The following is a 22,553-nucleotide window of genomic DNA, read 5'->3' on the forward strand; positions in this document are numbered from 1 at the left end:
AATAACTTATATAGTTAAGCACAGGTAGATCTTTATCCAATAGCGCATTAAACCAACTCGATTAATTAAATTATCTATTTTTGGACTGGAAAGTTTTCAATTTCAAAAACAAAAAAGCCGCTCAATGAGCGGCTTTTTATCACTATAAAAATTATAGCTTGATGTTCACACCAACAGTAGCGCGACGACCGATTGGATCGTACCAGCTAGTGTCTTCAAACGCTAGAGGATGTCTAGGTGGTGTTCTATCGAACATATTTTGAATACCGAAACGCAGATCTACGTTTTCAAGTACTCGATAGTTCATTGATAAGTCGAACGTTGTATAAGAAGGAATATCGTTATAGTTATGTTGCTCGATGTTCCAACCATTGCGCTCGTCTACAGTACTATGACGGTAGTTTGCAACTAATACAGCTCTGAAATCTCCGTACTCATAGCTAGTATTCAAGCGACCACGCCATCTCATGTGATCTTGCTCACCCGTTTTAACTAACAGGTCAATAGGGTTACCTGTTTGGTTAATTTCGTAGTTTTCAACATAAGTCGCTGTCAGTTTGACACCGAACTCACCAATACTAGTTTCGAAGTCGTATACAGACTCGATATCAACACCGCTCTTCTTCTCTTCAGCTGCGTTCAGAGAAGTTTGGAAGAAACTAGTAACTTCGTTGTTTGCACCACGAGTAATAAAGCCACAGAATGGGTTGTCTAGACTATCAGCACGGTAGCAGTTTCTTTGTAACTCGCCATAGTTATAGTTCTCGATCGCATTTTCAATCTCAAAGCTCCAGTAATCTACAGTGATATCAAAGCCTTCAATAGAAGTTGGTGTATACACAAAACCAAACACAACATCGCTTGAAACTTCGTTGTCTAATTGGTTATTACCACCAAGCTTACCTTCAATACTACCGCTATCTAACCACTGCTGAGACGGCATCCATCCAGCTGGAATCCCTGCCGCCGCACAGTTTTTGACTACATTATCACGATACTTGTCATCTGTATTCGCAATTTCGTCCGCAGCACATTGATCAAAGCGCCCATATGACCAGTACTGGGTTCCAGCAGCTGAATACAGCTCATTAACGTTTGGTGCACGTACCGACTCAGCTTTAGTTGCACGGAAACGAATGTCATCATTAAGCTGATAAGTCAGACCTACTTTATACGCAGAATCCCCACCTGTAGATGAATAATCCATGTAACGATACGCAAGCTCAAGGTTTAATTCTTGTGCCCATTCATGATCGGCAATTAGTGGAATAATAACTTCTGTTGCGTATTCTTTCACATTTACTGCGCCAGAATATGCTAAACCAGAGTTACCAAACACTAGACCTTTACGGATACCAGTTCCCGGCGTTTCGTATGCAGAATCTCTACGCCACTCGAAACTGAACGCAGTACCAATTGGACCTGCTGGCAGTTCATAAACATCACCTGTAATTGTAGCTCCAAAGCTTGTTTGGGTAGCACCATGTTCCGCAGTCGCTACTGTAGAGATGTAATCAATAGTCTCTTGTGAGTGACCTGGCGCACCTAATACATTGATTGGTGAACAACCAAAAATCGACCCAACAACATTACCGTCATCATCACGTTGCGCACAAACAATTTCACCATTGCGTACAACTGCGTCAAGCGCATTTTGGAAGTTATCGATTAACACTTCGCCTTGCCAAGACGTATCTTGTTGTAAGCGGCTGTGCTGGAAGTATGTAGAGTACGACCAATTATCACCAATGTAGCCATCAAGTCCAATTGACGTCCGGAAAGTAGTACGATCTTGATTGTATTTTCTTGAACCAAAGTCATCACCTAAACGGCGTAAAGAAATTGATTCTGCATTATTTTCTTCCATCAGCTGACGTAGATCGTCTTTGATGAAAGCGTTATCTTTGCGAATAACAATATCGCCTGTACGCCAAAATACAGGTGAGCCCTGGCCGAAAGCTTCGCTGATAGAGTAGATAGTATCGAAGGTCAACTTGTGATTTTCGTTTATCTCGTAGTTACCAGCAAGGTTAAATGTATGGCGCGTTAAAGGCGTGCGGAAGAACTCATCAAGACCTTCTTCAATACCATCTTTATATTCACCTGGATAATAGCGATAAGTGCCAGCTGTCGGGTCGCTTGGTAAATAACCGCTACCAATATCAAACTCTCGTAGATTTTTATTTTCATCGAATGTCCAGCGTTTGCCGCCTAAAGTAAACTCACTCGACTCATCATAAAGACCGTAATGCTTTCTGCCTTCATATTTAATTTCGGCAGGAACGCCGTCTTCACCGCTTCTGTTATCCGGGTTAGGTACAAAAGAGACAGGATTATCATACCACCATGATTTATCTTTTTTAGCCATTTGCTTCTGATCAGCAAAGTCATAGTTAAAGATGAACCCGCCGCCATCAAACTCTTTACCAAAAACAAGAGAGCCAAACGTTTGTTCGCCTCCACCTTCAAATGGACGAGTCGTTGCAGCATCAATTTCAATACCATCGAATGATTTACGCGTGATAATATTCACTACACCAGCTACGGCATCAGCACCGTAAACCGCAGACGCACCACCAGTTGAAATTTCAATACGCTCGATCATTGAAGTCGCAATGTTGTTCAAATCTACAGTGTTATCACCTGCAGAACCACCGATAAAGCGACGACCGTTCACTAGAACAAGAGTACGGCTAGAACCTAAACCACGCAGGTCGGTTGTATTTAGACCGTTGGCATAGATATAGTTATTAGAGTTTTCAGGACTTAGACCAACTTCTGCAGCTGGCATTTCAGATAGGAAATCATTGACATTGCTGACACCTGCATTTTCAAGCTCAACACGACCAATAACAACGACAGGCGTCGGCGCAGTAGCAGCGATACGCTTAATTTTTGAACCTGTAATTTGAATACGTTCCACTTCTTCAGTGTTTTCTTCAGCTGAAACAGCAGTACTCGCTAACACAGCAGACGATGCTGCACCGAAGGCAATAGCTAAACGAACAGCTTTACTTATTTTATTATTCAACATGATTGATGATCCCTGATTTTTATTTTAATGAACAAAAACTCAATAAAAACAACAGATTAAAAGAATTTAAATCTAGTACCTAAAATCGCTTGAGTTATCGTGTCGAGAGCTATACTACTTTTAGTACCAACATAGGGTCAACAATCATTTCATAAAACAAACCAAAAAACGCTTTATTTTAACATGAAAATAGTTTTTTTCTTTTGCTTTTCATGATGTTATAAAAGTAAAAATAAGTTCATTTTTTTTATCACTTTTGTAATTCATCGCAAAAAACCTCTCTTTACGCAACAATAAAGGTACAAACACTACATTTACACACACCAAGGAACAACATCCAATAAACATTGAGAATTCATATCTGCAATAAAAAAACAACTACCGAAGCACTTGTTACAAATTAGATGGGTTTAGTACTGAAGGAGGCAAACTAGAATGGGGAATTTAAAAAAAATCGACCTCAACAGAGGCCGATTTGGGTCAAAATTGCTAAATTTCGGTTAGAACTTCTGAGTTACACCTAAGAAGAACTGACGTCCGAATAGCTTGAAGTTACTTTCGTCAGTGTTCGCGTTGAACGCTGTTTCGATATAAGGAGGTAGTTCGTCTGTTAGGTTGCGAATACCAGCTTGCACCGTTGTGTTTGTATCAAATGAGTATTGTGCTGTTAAATCGTGGTACACATATGAATCAACTTTAGCAACTAAACCTGCTAATGAATCATAATTATCACGCTTAATGTAAGTTAGGTCACCGTACTCAAGACCAGACTGATAGTTCGCAGCCCACACTACACGTAGATTGTCTAGGTCATAACGTAGATTGAATAAGATTTTGTCTTCAAAGTAAGACGTATCATCTTCAAATCTGCCAACTAGATCTTCAACGATAAATGTACCTGTTTCACCATCAAAGTTTTCTTCGCCACGCTCTAAGAAGTGAGTCCATGATACGCTAGCTACAAATGCACCAAAGTCTGTGTCAAATGAATAGTTCACATCAAGATCGATACCACGAGCAGTCATGCTTTGTAAGTTTGTTGTACGACTGTCTACACGATCAACCGAGCCATCAAAGCCACGTGAGATTTTTGCACACATATCTTCGATAAGGCCGGCATAACAACCCTGCAGAATATCATCAGTTGCTAGAGAACCAATTTTACCGTCAATGTTGATATCCCAATAATCAATAGTAATACCTAAGTTTTCAACAAAGTCAGGAGCCCAAACAAAACCGATAGTGAATGTTTCACCTTCTTCAGATTGAACACCTGTGTTGCCGCCTAAACGTGTACGAACTTGCGCATCAGCACTGTTGTGGCCGCCAGCTGGAGCACCCATTTCAAGGCATTTAGCCTGACCTGCTGCAGATAAACCACCAATGTTTGCCGCAGAACACGGATCTGAAGCGCTTTCAAATGAATCAAGCTCTGGCGAATACAAATCGCTTAGTGTTGGTTCACGATATACTTCTGAATAGTTTGCACGGAACTTTAAGCCATCAAAAATATTTGACTCAATTTTAGCCATCCAAGAGAAGTTTGAACCCGTTGTGCTAAAGTCATCATAGCGTGCACCTAGCGTCAAATCTGCAGATTCAACACCTAAATCACGTACTAATGGGATTAAGAACTCTGCCGACGCAGCTGTGTAGTTCTTAGATAGACCTGTTAGTGGCTTGCTGGTGTTACCAGTCACTGAATCAAAGAACTTACCAGAATCATTTACTTGTTCAAACTCAGTGGTGTAATACTCAAGGCCAAATGCACTTGAAATATAACCTGCTGGAACTTCAAATAGCTCACCAAATACGTCTACACGAACTTGGTGGAATGAATCATTATAGTGATCGCCTAGTGGTGCTGTAATGTAATCAAGCATCTCTTGAGTCACAGTACCTGGGCCACCAAATACATTTAGCGATACACAGTCAGAAATAGGTGCGTCAGGCGTACCACATACCACATTGCCAGCGTCATCTTTGAATGATGGGCCTAAAGCTTTTGCTAGGTGTGGGCCGTAAAGCTGACCAAAGTCAGTATCTTGAAGGCTATTTGCACCATAGTTGTAGTAAGCATCGAACTGCCAGTTATCGTTAATTGCGCCCTTTAGACCTGCAACTTGTTGGAAACGAACATAATCTTGTTCAAAGTAACGACCACCTTCAAGCATACGACGACGAGAGCGATAAACATCTTCACCGAATGGATTGTAGTAGTTATCAGCTGATACACCGTTAGCCGTAGAACCATTTGAAAGTGTAACTACATAACCTGGATCATAGGCTGTGTCGAAAGGTACAGCCGCAAGTTCCTGTTTTGAAGTACGCTTATTGATGCGTGTTTCTGTATATACGACAAGGTCATCGTTTAACTCAAATGAAGTATCAACAAAGAAGTTAATCACTTCAAAAGGTGTTTGCATTAAGTTTACTGGGTTGTAGTTGTAAGTATCGTTTACTTCACCACCGCCGACAAATGGGCGCATGTCACTTAGAGAAGGCTTACCGTCGCCACCACTTGGGCATTTATCATTAGTAAAGTTACCTTTACCTTCAACGTAGAAATTACCACAAGGAGTAGAACCCGAACCTAAAATGAATACGTTCGCATTGTCACCGTCTGGGATTAAACCGTTCTCGTAAAAACTCTTAGCACCTTCTTCTGAAAGCACCTGCCAAGGATATTGGAAGAAGTTAACGTCTTTCACATCACCCTGATAGATTGGATCCTGCTTGGTATAATCGAAACCTACTGTGATATGGCCTGCATCGAACTCTTTACCACCAACTAGTTGGAAGCTTTGCTCTTTACCACCGCTAAACATGTCATACCAAGACGTTGTTGCTTTAACTTCAACACCAGTAAGTTCTTTTTTGGTGATGATGTTTACAACACCAGCCATTGCTGACGAACCATATGCAACCGAAGCACCATCTTTTAGAATTTCGATACGGTCGATCATTGCAGCAGGAATATTCTGGAAGTCTGAACTTACAGGCTTACGACCGTTGATAAGTACTAGCGTACGCTCTGAACCTAGACCACGTAGTTCTACGAATACACCACCACTACCGCCGTTGTTACGCGTTGTTGTTGCTGGCGATCCAGACATAACTGGGTTTGATTGAACAAATTCACCAACGTTGCTGATACCCATATCGCCTAGCGCTTCGCCGCCGATAACTGTGATTGGAGCAGTAGATTCAAGGTCAGTGCGCTTTAAGCGAGAACCTGTAACTTCAATGCGCTCAACGCTTTTCGCGCCTTCTTCTTCAGCAACTGCATTGGTTGCAAATACAGCAGCGCTAGCGCCACCAAACGCGATCGCTAAGCGAACCGCCTTAGTTAACTTATTGTTTAGCATGTGAATCACCCTGGATTGTTTTATTGTAAACAGCTTGTATTAATTATTATTTTGCTGCCTTGTTAATTTCTAAAATGGCAACATTAGGGGCAAGATATTAAACAAACACCAGACCAATGATCAAGGTTAATTGTGCTGTTTTTTGCAATTACCAATTTAAGGCACAACAAAATAACACCACAACAATTTGAATTAAAAGAATAAAAAACAATTTCAATTTAAATTAAAACCGAAAAATCCTCAAAAACGAAACAATAGAACAATAAATGAACAAAGAGGGGAGTTTTAGTTAACAAAAAAGGAACTTTATTTTAGTGTATTTAACTGACTAATTAATTTTAAGACTGGAAGACGCCGGAAGTTTGATAGCACGATCTCGATTAAAGTAAATCGAAACTTTGCTGCCCATCAGAGCGAATTGATAGCTTAGAAGCATTGGGAAGCATCTGATATATAGGCAGAATTTGCTTTTCAATGTATTGATAATAATCAATATCTACGAGCTTGCCTTGCTGCGCAAATTTGGGTCCATCGGTACTTAAATAGTACGGTATTTGTGCCCCCTTTTTGGCGGTTTGCAACAATCCATCTTCGATAGCCTGTTTCGCCGCTTTTACTTGGGGAGGAATATTTTTTGTATATAGTTCAACAGACTTACCAAGCTTCTTTTTATAAACGAGTTTTTCGTCTACTTTTCCAGCGAAAATCTCATTTATGTATTGGTGGGTGATCTCAACGGTGTCGAGCCCATCAAACAGCGCGCGAATGATTGCTTGCTGATATTCCTTTGCAATTTCCGTCCAATCACTACGCACGCTCTCCATTCCTTTAAAAACCAGCTTTTGCTTGCCAAGCTCAGTGATCTGCCCGACATATCGCTTTTTAGAGCCAACTTCTTGGCCACGAATGGTGGGCATAAAGAAAGGGCTATAATGTGTTTCAAACTCTATTTCTAAATGACTGTGGAGGCCAAAGCTTTCCATCAGCAGTGCGCGCCAGCGCTCGTTAATTTCTACCATTAACTGCTTGCCTACTGCTTGGCACGCTTCGCTACGCAAAGACTCGGGTAAACAGACGAAAGTTGAATCGGTATCGCCGTAGATCACTTCATATCCAAGCTGTTCAATCCAGGTTCGCGTTTGCTGCATAATCTGATGACCGCGCATCGTTATTGAGCTCGCAAGACGAGGATCGTAAAACCGACACCCCTTAGATCCAAGTACACCGTACAAACTATTCATGATGATTTTTATCGCCTGTGAGAGCATCATGTCTTTGTCTAATTTAGCTTGTTCACGTGCGCTGGAAAGCGCTGCGACTAAACCCGGTAAATGATGTTCTGTGCGGCTAAATTTACCTTTATTAAAGCCTTCTATGGCATGTTCAGGATGCTGTAATCCTTCTATTAACCCCATAGGGTCAATACAAAAAGTGCGGATAATTGAGGGGTAAAGGCTTTTGAAATCGAGTACCAAAATATTTAGGTAGAGGCCCGGCTTTGAGTCCATGACATAACCGCCGGGACTGTCAAAGTTAATGCCATGCTCAGATAAATTTGGTGCAATGTAACCACTACGGTGCAGTAATGGTAAATACAAGTTAGTAAACGCAGCGACTGAGCCGCCCATTTTCTCGAGTTCCAGTCCCGTCAACTGAGTTCGAGCGAGAGCAAAGTCAAGCAAGTTAAGTTTACTAAAAATGTCGAGCACCAATTGACAATCTTGTAAGTTATACGCTGCGAGCGCCGGCTTATCATGATGAAACTGCCTGATGATTTCCTCAAGCCTGTCGTCCTGTGCGATTAGCTTGGTAGTACCCAAAATCTTCTCAGCCACAAAGCTCAGTTTAAATGTTTCAAAGTGATAGGTCGCATTTTTCATCATATCAATGCCATCTAGCATCACTCGCCCCGGAATAAACACCCGGGTATAGTTACCTTTGAAGGTCGACATCGCTCCGCCATCTCGTCCTATCGCAAGTGCAACGCCGTTAGCCTGTGCGCGTTCCACAAGTATTGCGGCATCGAACTCAATCACGTTCCACCCGATTAACACATCTGGGTCTAAACGATTCACTTGCTTGACTAGCTCTTCTAGTAACGCAATTTCATCTTCAACCCAAACTACATTGACGGTAGCTTGCTGCGCCTCACCTATCATGATCACCAGCTTTTCCGTATTGGTCACTAAACCCACCGAAAATAAGACCCCCTCACCGTTACATTCTATATCGATAGAAAGCATTTCAAGGTGTGGTCTATAATCATCGCAAGCTTTAAATTGCGCCTGAGTAATTTCGATGTAGCCCGGCTTTTGCTTGGCTTTTCCTTTGACCCAAGCGGCTCCACGAATAAAGCGCTCCATTAAATAGCGGTCGGAATGGCGAATATCCTCTTCATATAATGCGACTTTATTTTCAAGTAGCTGTTTTCCCTCATAGAAGTGATTCAAGGTGCGAAATTTCACAACACAAACAGGGGCTTGATCGAAGTGCTTTAATTGACTTGGCGAGATACTAAACTGCAACTGAGCGCCACTTAGCAGCAGCTCTACTTCCGTTTTTTTATCTTGTTTAATGAAAAAAAGTGGCTGCTCATCCTCTACCCACACCTTGAGTAACTGATGTTGCGATTTGAGCCAATAACACAAGCGCAGTTGGCCATTTACCTGCATCTGCTGTCTCGATAAAACAAAGCCCTGATATATCGCTTGTGCCAACTCCAATACCACCCTAAAATAGACGAATCACTGTAATTATATCCACCTGTTTATTGAACATAAAGTCACAAACAGAATAAAACCTATCTATTAACGCAGTGATTAACTAAAAATCGAGACTCAAGTGGTAGGCTTGCTTCATATCAGAACTCTAGGCTAAATAGATTATGCTCTCAGACAAACTAAAAAAAACCATCCGCCAAGCACATCAAAATGTCGCCTCCGCTTTAGATGGCTTTCGTCCTCGTCCGAGTCAAAATTATCTGGTCGCCGAAATTGCAAAAACACTTTCAGGTGATTATCACCGCACTCAACGTATTTGCGTGATTGAAGCAGGAACGGGTACTGGAAAATCTTTAGCCTATCTACTCGGCGCGCTTCCTGTCGCACTCTCAAGTAAAAAGAAACTCGTCATTTCAACTGCAACCGTCGCTTTACAAGAACAACTGATCAACAAAGAGTTGCCATTTTTAAAAGAACATTCAGGTATAGACTTTAAATTTGACCTTGTAAAAGGCCGTCAACGCTACATCTGCGTACAAAAACTGATGGCTGCTGTCAGTGATGATGAGATGCAAATGTCGATGATGCCGACAACCAGCAGTCCGCTTTCTCAAATGGAGCAAAAGTGCTTAAGAGAGTTAGCACTTGCATACCAAGAAAAGCGCTGGCAAGGTGATAGAGATAGCTGGGAAGACACAATTCCAGATAAAGTTTGGAATGTTATCGCTTGTGATAAACACGCCTGCCAACGGCAATTAAAATCTCATCACTTATGCCCTTTTCATTTGGCTCGACAAAAGATTGCACAAATGGATGTGCTAGTGATTAATCACGCTTTGTTACTGGCCGACTTAGAACTAGGTGGCGGAACGATATTACCGGAACCAGAAGAAACATTTTACGTAATTGATGAAGCGCATCACCTGCCTCATATTACCAGAGATTTTTCTTCTGCTGCGGCGACGATTAAAGGCACTATCGAGTGGCTTGAAAAGCTACTTAAGTTTAGCGGAAAGATGGCAAACACTGTGGTTTCGCAAAAAGCCATTGGGCAGAATTTCAAACTGAATGATGCAGCCAATGACGCTGCGAAATATCTCAAAGCGGTAAGGGATATACTCGATCAGAGCGACTTTACCTATAACGATGACGATACCTACCGCTTTAGTCATGGCGAAGTACCTGAAGCCCTCACCGTAAAAGCAAAAGATATCGCAGATGCCACGCAAGATGCACTGCGTTGCCTTACCAAAATGCATGATGCACTGTCGGGCGATGTTTCAGACGGCGATGTGCAAGCTTTTTTAGCCGACCCATTATTGGTTGAAAGCGGTCAATATATCAATCGGCTTGAGCAACTCAACAAACTCTGGTTTAGCTATGCGCGAAAAGGCGACAGCGTGCCACATGCAAGGTGGATAAAACGCTTAGAATACAAACACCATCATGACCATTTACTTTGTGATTGCCCGATCGAAGTCGGCTATTATTTGAAAGATAACCTCTGGCGAGAGTGTGCAGGCGCGGTGCTCTGCTCCGCAACCCTCAGCGCTTTAGGCACATTCGATCATTTCGCCCACGAAAGCGGGTTGGCAAAAGAGCCTGGTGTTAAATATATCAAGGCTGATTCTCCGTTTGATTATCCCAATCAAGCAACATTGCATTTGCCAAAAACCCAAACAGATCCAACGGATAAAGCCTTTAGCGATTATTTAGCGGATGCCCTGCCAACCTACTTAGACACCAGTAAGGCCAACCTTGTACTGTTTGCTTCTTATTGGCAAATGAACCATGTGGTAGAAAAATTAAGAGGTAAAAATCTCAATATTTTGGTGCAGGGTGAGCTTTCCCGTGACGCCCTACTCACTCGTCACAAAGCAAATATCGACTTAGGTCGCGGCAGTATCTTATTTGGTACACAAAGCTTATCCGAGGGGCTAGATTTACCCGGAAAATACTTAGAGAACCTCGTGGTGACTAAGATCCCTTTTGCCGTGCCAACGTCCCCTATTGAGGAAGCCCAAGCGGAATTCGTGCAAAGTAAAGGGGGGAATCCATTTTTATCTATCACTGTACCCGATGCTGCAAAGAAATTAGTGCAAAGCTGTGGTAGACTGCTGCGTAAAGAATCAGACTCCGGCCGTATCACCATCTTAGATAGACGTTTAGTTACAAAACGTTATGGCAAAGCCATGCTTGATACTCTGCCACCATACAAAAGGCAAATTGATTAATAATGTTTGAACTCGCTTTAGATCCCACAACTTGGGGGTTACTTTGCTTAGTCGCACTGGCTGCTGGATTTATTGATGCAATTGCAGGTGGTGGTGGGCTGCTTACCGTACCAGCTTTGCTTACTGCAGGCCTTCCTCCGCACTTAACCTTAGGTACCAACAAGCTTGCCGCGAGTTTTGGCTCTTTAACCGCGAGCTTTACCTACTACAAAAAGCAGTTATTCAAACCTAGCTTTTGGATTGGCTCTATTATTGCCACTGCGATAGGTGCTGTATTGGGCACATTGCTTGTCGACTTTCTCAGTATCGAGTTTTTAAATAAACTTATCCCCGTTATTATCATCGCTGTCGCAATTTATAGCTTAGTCGGTAGACTAAGCCCTACAGATTCCCATACTTTGCCTGAAGCGAATCGAGCACTCAAAATCAAGCAATGGGTGCAAGGTTTATCGTTGGGATTTTTTGATGGCATGGCAGGGCCTGGTACTGGCACGTTTTGGACTGCGTCTAACAGTATGCTCTATAAAATGAGCTTACTTTTAAACTGTGGTCTTGCTCGTTCAATGAACTTTGTTTCCAACTTTATTTCGCTTATCACCTTTGTAGCCTTGGGCCATGTTAACTTTATGCTTGGTGTCACCATGGGCGCCTTTTTAATGTTTGGTGCTTGGCTTGGCGCGCATTCTGCGATTAAGTTTGGTAACAAACTGATCAAACCACTCTTTAACACTGTGGTTATTGTACTTGCGGGCAAGCTCATTTTTGAGGCTTATTTCTCGTGAGTACAGGACTTATCAAGCTTGAGCAACAAGTCAGCCGCTTAAAGCAACAAGCAGCGCAATTTGACTCTGCGAAATGGTTTGATAAGAATCGTTATATGCAGGCACAGCCCAGCTTATTTGATGCCCGTGTCTTTCGTACTAAAAGCTTAAAGCTCAGCGACTATGTTGAAGAAATAGCAGAAGCACTGTCGCACCTGCCACCAAGTGAGCAGCGTCACGCCTTTACATTTGCCATCGAGCGAATAGGCTCGCAAATGGAAGCCGTGTTGAAGGTGTTAAAATCAACCCCGGTCTGGGCGAAAGAAAACAAACTGAATACACCAAAAAAAGCCAAAGTGTATAAGAAGGCAGTACAGAAGATTATGCAGTCGTCCCATGAGTTATATCAGGAACTGTCGCAAAATCATGAATTTGAGCGTCGACTGCAAGAAATGATTGATCTCAGAAGACTACAGATGGATAAAGCAGATCCCACTCAAGCTGCCAAACTCAATGCCGAAATATTAGCCCTTCATGCCCGCCTTGGTCGCTGCAGAAAGGCCATTTCCGCCACCGAGCAAAAAATTCAAGAAGTTGAGAAAAGTCAGAGCCGTTAATGCTTTACTACCACCCTATTTACAGCGAGCTAAATCTACCTGAAAAGCATCGCTTCCCTATCAGCAAGTATAAAAAATTATACCAACGAATAAACGCCAGTAAATTTGCTAAATTTATCAAAGAGCCCGAGCAAAAAATCACAGCTGATGCACTGCAACTTTGCCACGACAGTAATTACGTTGATGCCTTTCTAAACGGCACGTTGAGCGAAAAAGCAATTAAGAAAATGGGCTTTCCTTGGAGTGAGCAACTCGTGCAGCGCACTTTGATTTCTCTAGGTGGCGGTTTAGCGGCAGCACAGTATGCGCTCGAATATGGATTTGGAGCAAACTTAAGCGGCGGCTATCATCACGCACATCGCGATTTTGGCAGCGGCTTTTGCATATTTAATGATTGGGCGGTGGTCGCAGCAACGCTCATTGCCCATCAACGGGTTGAGCGAGTGCTTATTTTTGATTGTGACGTGCATCAAGGCGATGGCACGGCAACGATCGTTGCAGATAGAGACGATATCATTACCTGCTCCATCCACTGTGAAAGTAACTTTCCTCGCGTTAAACCGCAATCCGATTTGGACTTTGCCTTAGCTGTGAATACACAGGACGCACAATATGTGGCAACCGTCCGCGAAGCCTTACAACTGGCGGTTCGATTATACCAGCCAGACATCATACTCTATAACGCCGGCGCAGATGTGTATCAAGGCGATGAACTAGGACACTTTAGTGTTTCAAAGCAAGGCGTTAGGGCTCGAGATTCGATTGTTTTTGAGTATGCTCATCACCTCAATATTCCATTAGCTTTTGCCCTTGGAGGGGGCTATCAGCGCGACGTTGATCATCTTGTAGATATACATCAACAAACCTTTTTGGCTTTGTTCGATAACCCCGCTATTATGATATAAACTTAAAAGGAATGTGCAGGAGGCTGTATGAAGTTACATGATGATATTCATAATTATTATGAAAAGCTGGTAGTCGAACATATCGTCCGTCGTAAGTTAGATAAAATCTATGATGAAGACGTAATGGCCGATTTTTGTTGTACTGTTTTGAACCAACTTCCATCGCGTTATATTCGCTACGATGTCGACATGGAGTTTTACCTGCCTCAGCCCGAGCGTGTAAAAATGGAACAAGCGGTAGAAAGTGCGATTGATTTTGCCATTTCACAAATCGCTAAAAAGGAACAATTTCAAGTATGAGCACCCCTCTAGAACAAGCGCCAACTCATGTAAAACTTGCCGTCGACCTTATTATGTTGTTAGAAGAGCATGATCTTCCAGCAGAAGAAGTCATGGCTGCACTTGAAATTGTCAGATCTGACTTTCAAAAAAAGTTAAATAACCAACAAAAAACTTAACATTAAATATACATTCAAGTCATACTTCTTTTTTAACCTTAGATTCTAATCGATAGCGGTTGTGCAAAACGGCACAACTGCATTTATTAAGGAAAGCAGTATGACAACAACACAACTCCCTTTATTGTCCCTCGCAATTGTTGCAGCGTGTACACAATACGCTTACGCCAATGACTTTGCGGCATTAGACGAAGCCCTACCAGCCCCCTACATTATCAATGGTACCGAACCTGTGTTCGATTTTGACGGTGATGGTTGCCTGCCTAGTGCAGGGATCAGTAGAACTGGTGTGCAAAATTCAGGGCTAAAAACATCGGGTCGCATCACTGGTGATTGCCGAGATAATCAATTTTTAAATACTTCTAATACTGTGCATCGCTACGCCTGTAAAACAACGACTAGCGGCGAGTATTGTGGACACTTCTATGCACTTTACTTCAAAAAAGACCAAGTGTTTGATTACTTTGGTGGTGGTCACCGCCATGACTGGGAGTATGCAGCGGTATGGACTCGAGATGGGATAGTTACACACGGTAGTTATAGCGCACATGGCGACTTATTCACTAAACCTGCTAATGAGCTACCTTTCGAGAATGGCCATTTAAAAATTGTCTATCATAAAGACGGTATTTTGACCCATGCACTGCGCTTCGCCAAATCAAACGAAATCGCTGAAAACAACTATTACCGCTTTGTCACACCCGCTATCATCAGTTGGTACAAAATGGCGGGAGATGGAATTTCGAACACGGAATTACGAGAAAAGCTCAATCAATATGACTATGGCTCCGCCACCTTGCCCGTTAAAGACAGTCGCTTCCTCAATAACCTTAATCGCTTTAAACCCAGTGACTACCCAGTGTACTCACAAAGTGATGTAGATAACGCTCAGTAATTGCGAAGACATACTCACCTCACCCATCGGTGAGGTGAGTCGATATGCTTATACCAATAGGTATTAACCTGCGTCTTGCTTTTGCCTAAGCTGTCTTGCTCGCTCTAGCTTATATTGTGCAAAGAAAATACTATCCATTTCACTTGTTTGCGGATCGATAAAATAAGCAACATCGCTTCGGTGTGGTTCAGGTGAAAAGTGTTTGCCGTCTTCCCAGTAGAGCACCGCGTGCTTTACTAATTCCCCCAGATAGGTGTGATCCCACGCATAGTGACAAAAGCCATGGTGCTCCCCCAAGTTAGGAGAGTATTTTTTTTCAATATGCGCCATTTGCCCAGTATTTTTGTAATCCGCAAATTGTTTAGCATCTTGCTCAGCAGATTGGGGATCGGTGAAATAGGCAATATCACGCCGAGGGGGTAAGGCTTGTGGCAATCCAAATTTGTCCGTTACGCCACTGCACTTTACGACGATCCACTGCACAAAATGTGCTCCGATAATATGGTCCCATTTTAACGCAACGTACATATAACCTCCTTATGAACATCATTTATCAATTATTGCAAAGAGCTGATCATACTCGGCTAAGTTTAGCCACTTCTATTGATCTTACTAGTACAAGTTCAGTTGCCTTTAATTCAGATCAAAAAGTTTTTCAAACTATAAAAAAGCGTTACAAGGTATTACAGAAATGCGCTTTGTCGCTTATTTTTGCCGATTTAGCGCTAACTTTAGCAAACGTGAATTTCACCTTACTGGCACTTTTTTTACATCCCACTACAATGCAGAAAAAGCAAGATTGGAATATACCAAATGAACGTGACACGCAGTTCGCTAAAAAATCCAGCGAGTGTAATTGTCATCTTGGTGTTGATTATTTTATTTGGGCTGTTAAGTATATTTAAACTGCCCATTCAGTTGACGCCAGATATTGAGCAACCACAAATCACGATTTTCTCGGGATGGCGCCAAGCCGCTCCAGAAGAAATAGAATCTGTGATCATCGAACCGCTAGAAAATGCGGTAAAAAACACACCCAGCGCACTTGAAGTTAATACCAACATCAATCGTGGTAATGGCTCTATTACGCTAACATTTGCGGTGGGTGCAAATATGCAACAAGCAATGCTAGATGTGCTAACAAGCTTAAATCAGGCTCCGCCGTTGCCACTTGATGCGCTAGACCCAGTCGTATTCGCCGGCGGTAATAACGGTGAAGCTGCAGCCACTTTGCTGGTCACACCTAAAGACTATCAATCAAATAGTCTCGACTTTGATATGGCGCAGTTTCAAAAGCAAATCGACGAGTTTATTGAACCAAGACTTGCACGTATTCCCGGCGTGGCACGTGTCGATCTCGCGAGTGAGCGGCCAAAAGAGCTGCGTATTACTTTCGACCCGCATAAAGCCGCCGCGCTTGGTATTAGTTTAGATCAAATCAGTAATGTACTTGCGAGCTCTCGCGATACCTCTGGAGGTCTTGCCAACGTTGGACGTCGTCAATATACCGTACGATTCACCGGCCAATACGACCTTTCCAGTATGGCCCAAATGCGTGTCGGCTATTCAGGAGACAGGCCAATCTACTTAGGTGATATCGCAAGTGTGGAACGCACCTTCTCAGACCGTTTGGGCATGAGTGGCCGCAATGGTAAACCAGCCTACTATATTCGGATCTCACGGGCTAACGAGGCAAATACCGTTGCCTTACTTGATGAAATCAACCTTGCAATTGATGAATTAAACCAAGGGCCGCTGGCTGAGAACGGCTTATCGATTGAGCTCAGCTTTGATGCCTCCGTCCACATTCGTAATGCACTTTCTTTAGTAAAAAGTAATTTAGGCCTTGGGGTACTCTTATCTTGTTTAATTCTGTGGCTATTTTTTAGAGGCTTAAAAGCAACTTTGGTGATTGCAGCTACAATCCCCATTTCATTGATGGTCGCCTTCCTCGCACTGAATATCTTTGACCGTAGTCTGAATGTGATCTCGTTAGCGGGGTTGGCATTTGCAGTGGGCCTTGTACTAGACGCCGCTATCATAGTTCAAGAGAATATCTCACGCTTAAGAGCAGAAGGATTCGATAACAAAAAAGCCGCCTTAAAAGGCGCAGCACAAGTGACCGGAGCATTATTTGCTTCGACAACCACCAGCGTCGCCATCTTTTTACCGATTCTCTTTATGGCGGGTATTGAGGGACAACTATTCTCCGATTTAGCACTGACACTCTCTATTGCCGTTATTGCGTCAATGTTGTGTGCAATTACCCTTATTCCACTGGCAAACCATTTGTGGCCAGACTCTGAACTAAAACCAGATCCTTACCATCAATACTGGCAAAAACTCACCAATTTCATCATGAAGTTGACCAATAATAGAGTAAAGCAACTTACTTGGATTGGCGTATTACTGGGTGGCTCGGTAGTTGCAACCCTGACCATGCTGCCAAAAACTGACTTTATGCCAAGAGCCCCCACCGACGGCTTTTTCTTTAACCTAGTGACACCACCTGGTGGCAATGTGCAGTTTATGGAAGAAGAACTACTGCTGCGCGTGAAAAAGCGCTTAATGCCCTATTACCAAGGCGAAAAAGAGCCAGGTATTAAAGACTTTAATTTCTATGCGTTTGGTTCTAATGCTGGCGGTTTTATCTATTCAGCCGACCCTCAACGTGTTGAAGAACTGATGAAAGTAGCCAGAGAAGAAATCTTTGTTGACCTTCCCGATACACAAGTGTTTTTCTTCCGCGGCTCCATGATCCAAGTCGCCAATGGCGGCGATGGTCGCGATATTAATATTGATCTTACCGGTCCCAATATGGACGACTTAATCTCAGCTGCTCAAGTGGCTTTGCAGGCAGTACAAACCGCGCTACCAAAGGCAACTGCCAGACCTCAGCCACGATTGGATATGGCAGAGCCAGAGCTTAGATTAACGCCTAACGATCGCAGGATCACCCAAGCGGGATTAACGCGTCGAGATGTATCTCAAGCGGTACAAGCTTATACCGGTGGATTATTCGTCAATGAGTATTTTGATGGTAACGAGCGTATGAACGTTATTCTTCGTGGTATCCCTTGGCAAAGCCCTGAGGAACTAAAAGCCTTGCCTATCGTAACCCCTCAGTCAGGAATTCAAACTCTCGGCGAGTTGGCAAATATAGAACGTACAGTTGGCCCGACGCAACTGCGGCGTGTTAATGGTCGTCGCACGGTCAGCATTGTTGTCACGCCTCCGGCTGATATGAGCCTGCAGCAAGTGCAAACCATCTTGAGTGAACAGGTGATGCCAAAAGTGCGCGCAAGCCTGCCGGCCAGTGCGGGTGCTATTTTGGCGGGAAATGCACAAAAGATGAATTCTGCAATGGAAGAAATGGCGTTGAATTTTGTCCTCGCGTTGTTCATTTTGTTCTTGTTAATGACCGCGCTGTTCAAGTCCGCCAAAGACAGCGCCTTGGTATTGTTAGTGATGCCACTGGCTATCGCAGGTGGCGTGCTGGCTCTGTATATCTTAAACCTCTTTACCTTCCAGTCCTTGGATTTACTGACCATGATAGGCTTTATCATCTTGCTTGGGCTGGTCGTTAATAATGCCATTTTGCTGGTGGATCAGACTCGCGTTGCGATGGCATCAGGTATGAGCCGTGAAGCATCGGTCAGACAAGCGGTGTTACTAAGAGCAAGGCCCGTTTACTTGAGCACCTTAACCAGTCTGTTTGGCATGCTGCCACTAATGCTCATGCCAGGCGTAGGCTCAGAAATCTACCGCGGCCTTGCGACTGTCATCGTCGGTGGTATGGCTATCAGTGCTTTATTAACCTTAGTGTTGATGCCGAGTTTATTGCAACTTGGGCGGCAAACTCCGCCATCCGAAACAAACAAATCAACGGCCAAAGCCCCGCTCAGCCTAGTTGCCAATCAGTAAGTAGTGAGAACAGAATGAAAAACCCGATAAAACAGACACTTCAGGCCCTAGCACTATGTGCTGGGATCGTTGCGCCACAAGCCATCGCCGTGGTGCCAGTCACCGTCGCAGAAGTGACAAAAGCCCCTCTCACGAGCGAAATTGAAGTTAGTGGCACACTGTATGGGAAAGACGACGTGACGCTGACCGCCGGAGTTAGTGGCCGTTTGTTGTACGTAGCAGAACCCGGTACCAGTGTCGCAAAAGACGAAATCTTAGTACGTATGGATACACTTCCGCTGGAACTCGATAAGGCCCGCCAAGCCGAATTATTAAATCGAGCCAAGATCAATTTACGCTTATATCAACAAGAATTGACTCGATTAAAGAAGCTCGCAAAAACCAGCAGTGCGGCAGAGAGTCAAGTCGATGAAATGCAAAATAAACATGACCTAGCGCTGTCGGATATCGCCTTAGCAGAAGTCGAACTTAAGGTTATTGACGATAAATTGACTCGCGCAACGGTCCGTGCACCATTTGATGGCGTTATCAGTGAACGTTTTAAGCGCGCGGGTCGAGAAATAAACCGTGCCGACGAACTGCTCACCATATTAGATATCCATCATCTAGAAGTTCGCCTATATGTGCCCGTTAAATACTTAAAGTTTTTGCAAAAAGGTATAGTGCTACCAATCCGTTCTGGTGACTTATCCCAGCCAGATAATACGTCAGCGAAAGTCACAGCGGTGATCCCCTCAACCGATCCGCGCTCACAGACCGTTGAAGTGCGTGCAACACTGGCAGCAGATCAAACCCATACGTGGGCAATTGGACAATTAGTTGATGTGGCAGTGCCGCTCACCAGCAAACAACCCGTACTGCTGGTTGACCGTGATGCCTTGATATTACGCAAGCAAGGCACCCATATCGTCAAAATAGATAAGCAAAATAAAGCCGAACAAATTCCTGTCACCGTCGGCAATGGCAAAGGCCAATGGGTTGAAATTACTCCCCGCACCAGCGATATCTTACATCCCGGTGATAAAGTCGCCGTTCGCGGCGCAGAGCGCCTACAAACCGGACAAGACGTAGAGGTGACAAACCCTTAATAGCAACCAGTTACTAGCCCAATGAGCTCACTCATGGATGAGCGGCTCATTTTTAAAAACATCACAGCTCCCAAAAGTGGTTGAATTAATTATCCACAGCTTTACGCCTGCCATTTTTGAGCTGTTTCGGTAAGGTCAATAAAAACTCGACACCATCATCGTTTGAATACGCCTTAATCGTGCCTTGAAGAACATGGACAACGCTGTTAAATACGATAGTTAAGCCAAGTCCTAATTGCATCGCTAAATTAGTACTAAAAAAAGGATTAAATACTTGCTCGGTATTATGATCAGGTAAACCCCTACCATTATCTTTGTAGCTCAGCTGCCATGCCTCATCATATTCACTCAAGCGAATCGCTATCTTAGGCTGATCTTCTAGTAAATTGTCCGTAAAACCATGTTGCTCTGAATTGTGTATAAACTCTTTCAATACCTCAAGCAGGATATTAGGGTAGGTTTGAACCTCAAGCTTATCGTTATCTAAGCTAAGTTTCACTTTTGGTGCAATACGAACTAAAATTTCGCGAATATGTAAATTTAAAAAATCAGACAACTCTATTGTTTTAACTTCCGCACTACCAATTGAGGTATTAATTGCTTTAAAGCGCTCGACTGTGGCATTAAGGCGATTAGCACTGCGGTCAACAATATCTGAGGCGACTAACGCATCTCCGATGAAATGGCTAAGGTGATTTGGCGACAACGTTTTTTGCTCAAATTTATTTTGAATGTCATGAAGTGATCCATTTAAGGAGGAGTTTGCGGTGATCACCAGACCAATAGGCGTATTGAGGTGATGTGCCATTCCCGAAACTAATCCTGCTAGTGAAGACATCTTTTCCGCTTCAACAAGTTTCTCTTGGGTACTCGTCAATTCTTTTAATGTAGATCTCAAACTACCATTACGACGACGAATAATCTGAATAACTAAGATAGTTGATACGGCATAGATCAGCATAAACACTATAATGCTCAGCAGCCATTTCTGTTGTGCGCTTGCCTCCGCTGATTGAACCGCTTGCACACGTTTAAGCGACTCAATCTCTAGTTCTTTCTCAACCATCTCAAGCTCGTAAGAAGCGCGAGATAAGGTAATATTACGCTGCTGAGCATAGATATCTCTTTCCACTCGGCTCAATTCCTGCGTTAAAGCCAACGCATATTTACTGTCTCCTTGTAACTCGGCTATTTTCGCTAGCACCGACAAAGCACTTGCCTGTTTATTTTTAGTATTTGTTTGCACTGTCGAATCCAAGACTTCTTCTGCCAACTTTTTAGCTTCAGAGATATCTCCTTGTTTGATATCCAGTGAAATCAAATCCAGCTTAACGTCATTGACTTCATTCGTGGTGCCAAGCCGCTGAAAGGTTAAGATGGCCTTTCTAAAATATTCAGAAGCTGCACTCAATTGCTCTTTAGCGAGTGCTATTTTTCCTTGGTAATGAGATGAATATGCTAGATGGTAGTCAGACTTACTACTCTTTTGAATTTGCTGTGCTTTATCGATAAATTTCGCAGCACTATCGTATTCATTTTTAGCTATATAGACTTTAGCAAATTTGTTATAAAGCAGTGATAGTGAAAGCTCATCTTTGTTTGAATTCAGAAAAAGCAAATACTCGTTATAGTAATCTAGCGCGACATCGTATTGACCAAGCAAAAAATAAACGTCAGCAATATTACTTTTCGTTTGGTACACCATGTCCTCACCTCGTTGCTCTGCAACAACTAATGCATCCTTGTACTGCACTAACGCAAGCTCATGTAGTCCCAGCTTAGAATAAATTCCCCCTGATAAATTGTAGTATGCATAAATCAACGACTTATCTTGTGCTTCATACATTAACCGTTTGATTTCATTTGTCGTGCGCATCGCTGCCGAAAATTGATTCAGTTCCATTTGAAACCAAGCTTTATAATTCAAAATAGCGACTTCCTGATCTGCACTTAAGTGGCTGTCATTGAGTGCTTGTTCACTAAGTTGAAGCGCTACCTTCGGGTCGATGGTGTACTGTTTCCTAATCTGTAGTCGCAGGGATTCAAAGTCCTCTTCACTCATTTCTGCTTGCACGCCAGAAATATACAAAAGAAGCAGAAACATTAATAACTTAAACATAATTTCACCTTTAATAAGAATAAGGTATTAATTAGCACAGTAATTTATTTTTATTTCTAATAAAAGAACAATCAGATCCGAGCTGTTTGTCTTAATTTATCCACACAAGACTAGGGCCTGTTGACCTTTGCTGTTTGATTTTTGTTCTCCTGATTGTGTTTTGGTCGCGACGCTCGACTTTTGCCTAGTAATCTAGGCAAAAGTTGAGCAACAATGAACAAAGCGCACTCAGGTGAACCCAAAGGGCAGCGCTTGATTGGCATTTCTTCTGTGTTGCCCCACAAGGATGTGGGGTAAGGTGACTTTGCAGGAGCACAAAGTCTTTATCGCCTGACTCACATAGAACAACTATGCTACGCAGGCTCTGCCTTGTATAAATACCAATCAAACTGCTGCAAAAACAAACTTGAAAGATAAACAGGCCCTAGTT

15 protein-coding genes are annotated in these 22,553 nt (G+C 43.0%); 10 read left to right on the forward strand and 5 right to left on the reverse strand.

Annotated features, from left to right (window positions below):
* Positions 1-151: 151 nt before the first annotated feature.
* From A587_RS0102090 to A587_RS23785, 3 genes are all read right to left on the reverse strand, one after another.
* A complete protein-coding gene (locus A587_RS0102090; RefSeq protein WP_017216237.1) occupies positions 152-3,034 on the reverse strand; it encodes a TonB-dependent receptor plug domain-containing protein in 2,883 nt (960 codons plus the stop codon).
* A 500-nt stretch (positions 3,035-3,534) separates the two neighbouring features.
* Positions 3,535-6,402 (reverse strand): TonB-dependent receptor plug domain-containing protein, encoded by a 2,868-nt coding sequence (locus A587_RS0102095; protein WP_017216238.1) that lies wholly within the window; start codon positions 6,400-6,402, stop codon positions 3,535-3,537.
* A 380-nt stretch (positions 6,403-6,782) separates the two neighbouring features.
* On the reverse strand, positions 6,783-9,119 hold the full coding sequence (locus tag A587_RS23785) for a DNA polymerase II (RefSeq protein ID WP_083838433.1): 2,337 nt from the start codon (positions 9,117-9,119) through the stop codon (positions 6,783-6,785).
* Between the two features lie 167 nt (positions 9,120-9,286).
* On the opposite strand from A587_RS23785, the gene dinG reads away from it, so the two are divergent.
* From dinG to A587_RS0102135, 7 genes are all read left to right on the forward strand, one after another.
* Positions 9,287-11,356 (forward strand): ATP-dependent DNA helicase DinG, encoded by a 2,070-nt coding sequence (gene dinG / locus A587_RS0102105; protein ID WP_017216240.1) that lies wholly within the window; start codon positions 9,287-9,289, stop codon positions 11,354-11,356.
* A gap of 2 nt (positions 11,357-11,358) precedes the next feature.
* Positions 11,359-12,138: a TSUP family transporter gene (locus A587_RS0102110; protein WP_010375797.1), complete on the forward strand. Its 780-nt coding sequence runs from the start codon at positions 11,359-11,361 to the stop codon at positions 12,136-12,138.
* Positions 12,135-12,734: a primosomal replication protein gene (locus A587_RS0102115; protein ID WP_017216241.1), complete on the forward strand. Its 600-nt coding sequence runs from the start codon at positions 12,135-12,137 to the stop codon at positions 12,732-12,734. The genes A587_RS0102110 and A587_RS0102115 overlap by 4 nt, the downstream gene beginning before the upstream one ends.
* The gene (locus A587_RS0102120; protein WP_017216242.1) at positions 12,734-13,639 is read left to right on the forward strand and encodes a histone deacetylase family protein; all 906 of its coding nucleotides are present in this window, start codon (positions 12,734-12,736) and stop codon (positions 13,637-13,639) included. Before A587_RS0102115 ends, A587_RS0102120 begins: the two co-directional genes overlap by 1 nt.
* Positions 13,640-13,666: 27 nt before the next feature.
* Positions 13,667-13,939 carry a late competence development ComFB family protein gene (locus A587_RS0102125; protein ID WP_010375804.1) on the forward strand — a complete coding sequence of 91 codons (273 nt, stop codon included), beginning with the start codon at positions 13,667-13,669 and terminating at the stop codon, positions 13,937-13,939.
* Positions 13,936-14,097 (forward strand): DUF2496 domain-containing protein, encoded by a 162-nt coding sequence (locus tag A587_RS24610; RefSeq protein ID WP_010375809.1) that lies wholly within the window; start codon positions 13,936-13,938, stop codon positions 14,095-14,097. Before A587_RS0102125 ends, A587_RS24610 begins: the two co-directional genes overlap by 4 nt.
* A 100-nt stretch (positions 14,098-14,197) precedes the next feature.
* The gene (locus tag A587_RS0102135) at positions 14,198-14,992 is read left to right on the forward strand and encodes an NPP1 family protein (protein ID WP_010375811.1); all 795 of its coding nucleotides are present in this window, start codon (positions 14,198-14,200) and stop codon (positions 14,990-14,992) included.
* A 63-nt stretch (positions 14,993-15,055) separates the two neighbouring features.
* Here the strand turns inward: A587_RS0102135 and A587_RS0102140 are convergent, their stop codons facing one another.
* Positions 15,056-15,520 carry a hypothetical protein gene (locus A587_RS0102140; protein WP_010375813.1) on the reverse strand — a complete coding sequence of 155 codons (465 nt, stop codon included), beginning with the start codon at positions 15,518-15,520 and terminating at the stop codon, positions 15,056-15,058.
* A gap of 11 nt (positions 15,521-15,531) precedes the next feature.
* Here A587_RS0102140 and A587_RS25135 point away from each other — a divergent pair, with 11 nt between their 5' ends.
* Genes A587_RS25135 through A587_RS0102155 form a run of 3 tightly spaced genes read left to right on the forward strand, consistent with a single transcriptional unit; the run spans position 15,532 to position 20,004 of the window.
* Positions 15,532-15,897, forward strand: coding sequence for a hypothetical protein (locus A587_RS25135; protein ID WP_162467656.1), 366 nt, complete (start codon positions 15,532-15,534; stop codon positions 15,895-15,897).
* Complete coding sequence (locus A587_RS0102150) at positions 15,806-18,916, forward strand: efflux RND transporter permease subunit (protein ID WP_017216244.1); 3,111 nt, start codon at positions 15,806-15,808, stop codon at positions 18,914-18,916. The genes A587_RS25135 and A587_RS0102150 overlap by 92 nt, the downstream gene beginning before the upstream one ends.
* A 14-nt stretch (positions 18,917-18,930) precedes the next feature.
* Positions 18,931-20,004 (forward strand): efflux RND transporter periplasmic adaptor subunit, encoded by a 1,074-nt coding sequence (locus tag A587_RS0102155; RefSeq protein WP_017216245.1) that lies wholly within the window; start codon positions 18,931-18,933, stop codon positions 20,002-20,004.
* Between the two features lie 85 nt (positions 20,005-20,089).
* Here A587_RS0102155 and A587_RS0102160 read toward each other — a convergent pair whose 3' ends face one another.
* Entirely contained in the window at positions 20,090-22,123 is a 2,034-nt protein-coding gene (locus A587_RS0102160; RefSeq protein WP_017216246.1) for a tetratricopeptide repeat-containing sensor histidine kinase, read from the reverse strand.
* Positions 22,124-22,553 lie beyond the last annotated feature (430 nt).

Origin of the sequence: Pseudoalteromonas sp. NJ631, assembly GCF_000276645.1 — a bacterium.
In the GTDB taxonomy this organism is placed as follows: Bacteria; Pseudomonadota; Gammaproteobacteria; order Enterobacterales; family Alteromonadaceae; genus Pseudoalteromonas; species Pseudoalteromonas piscicida.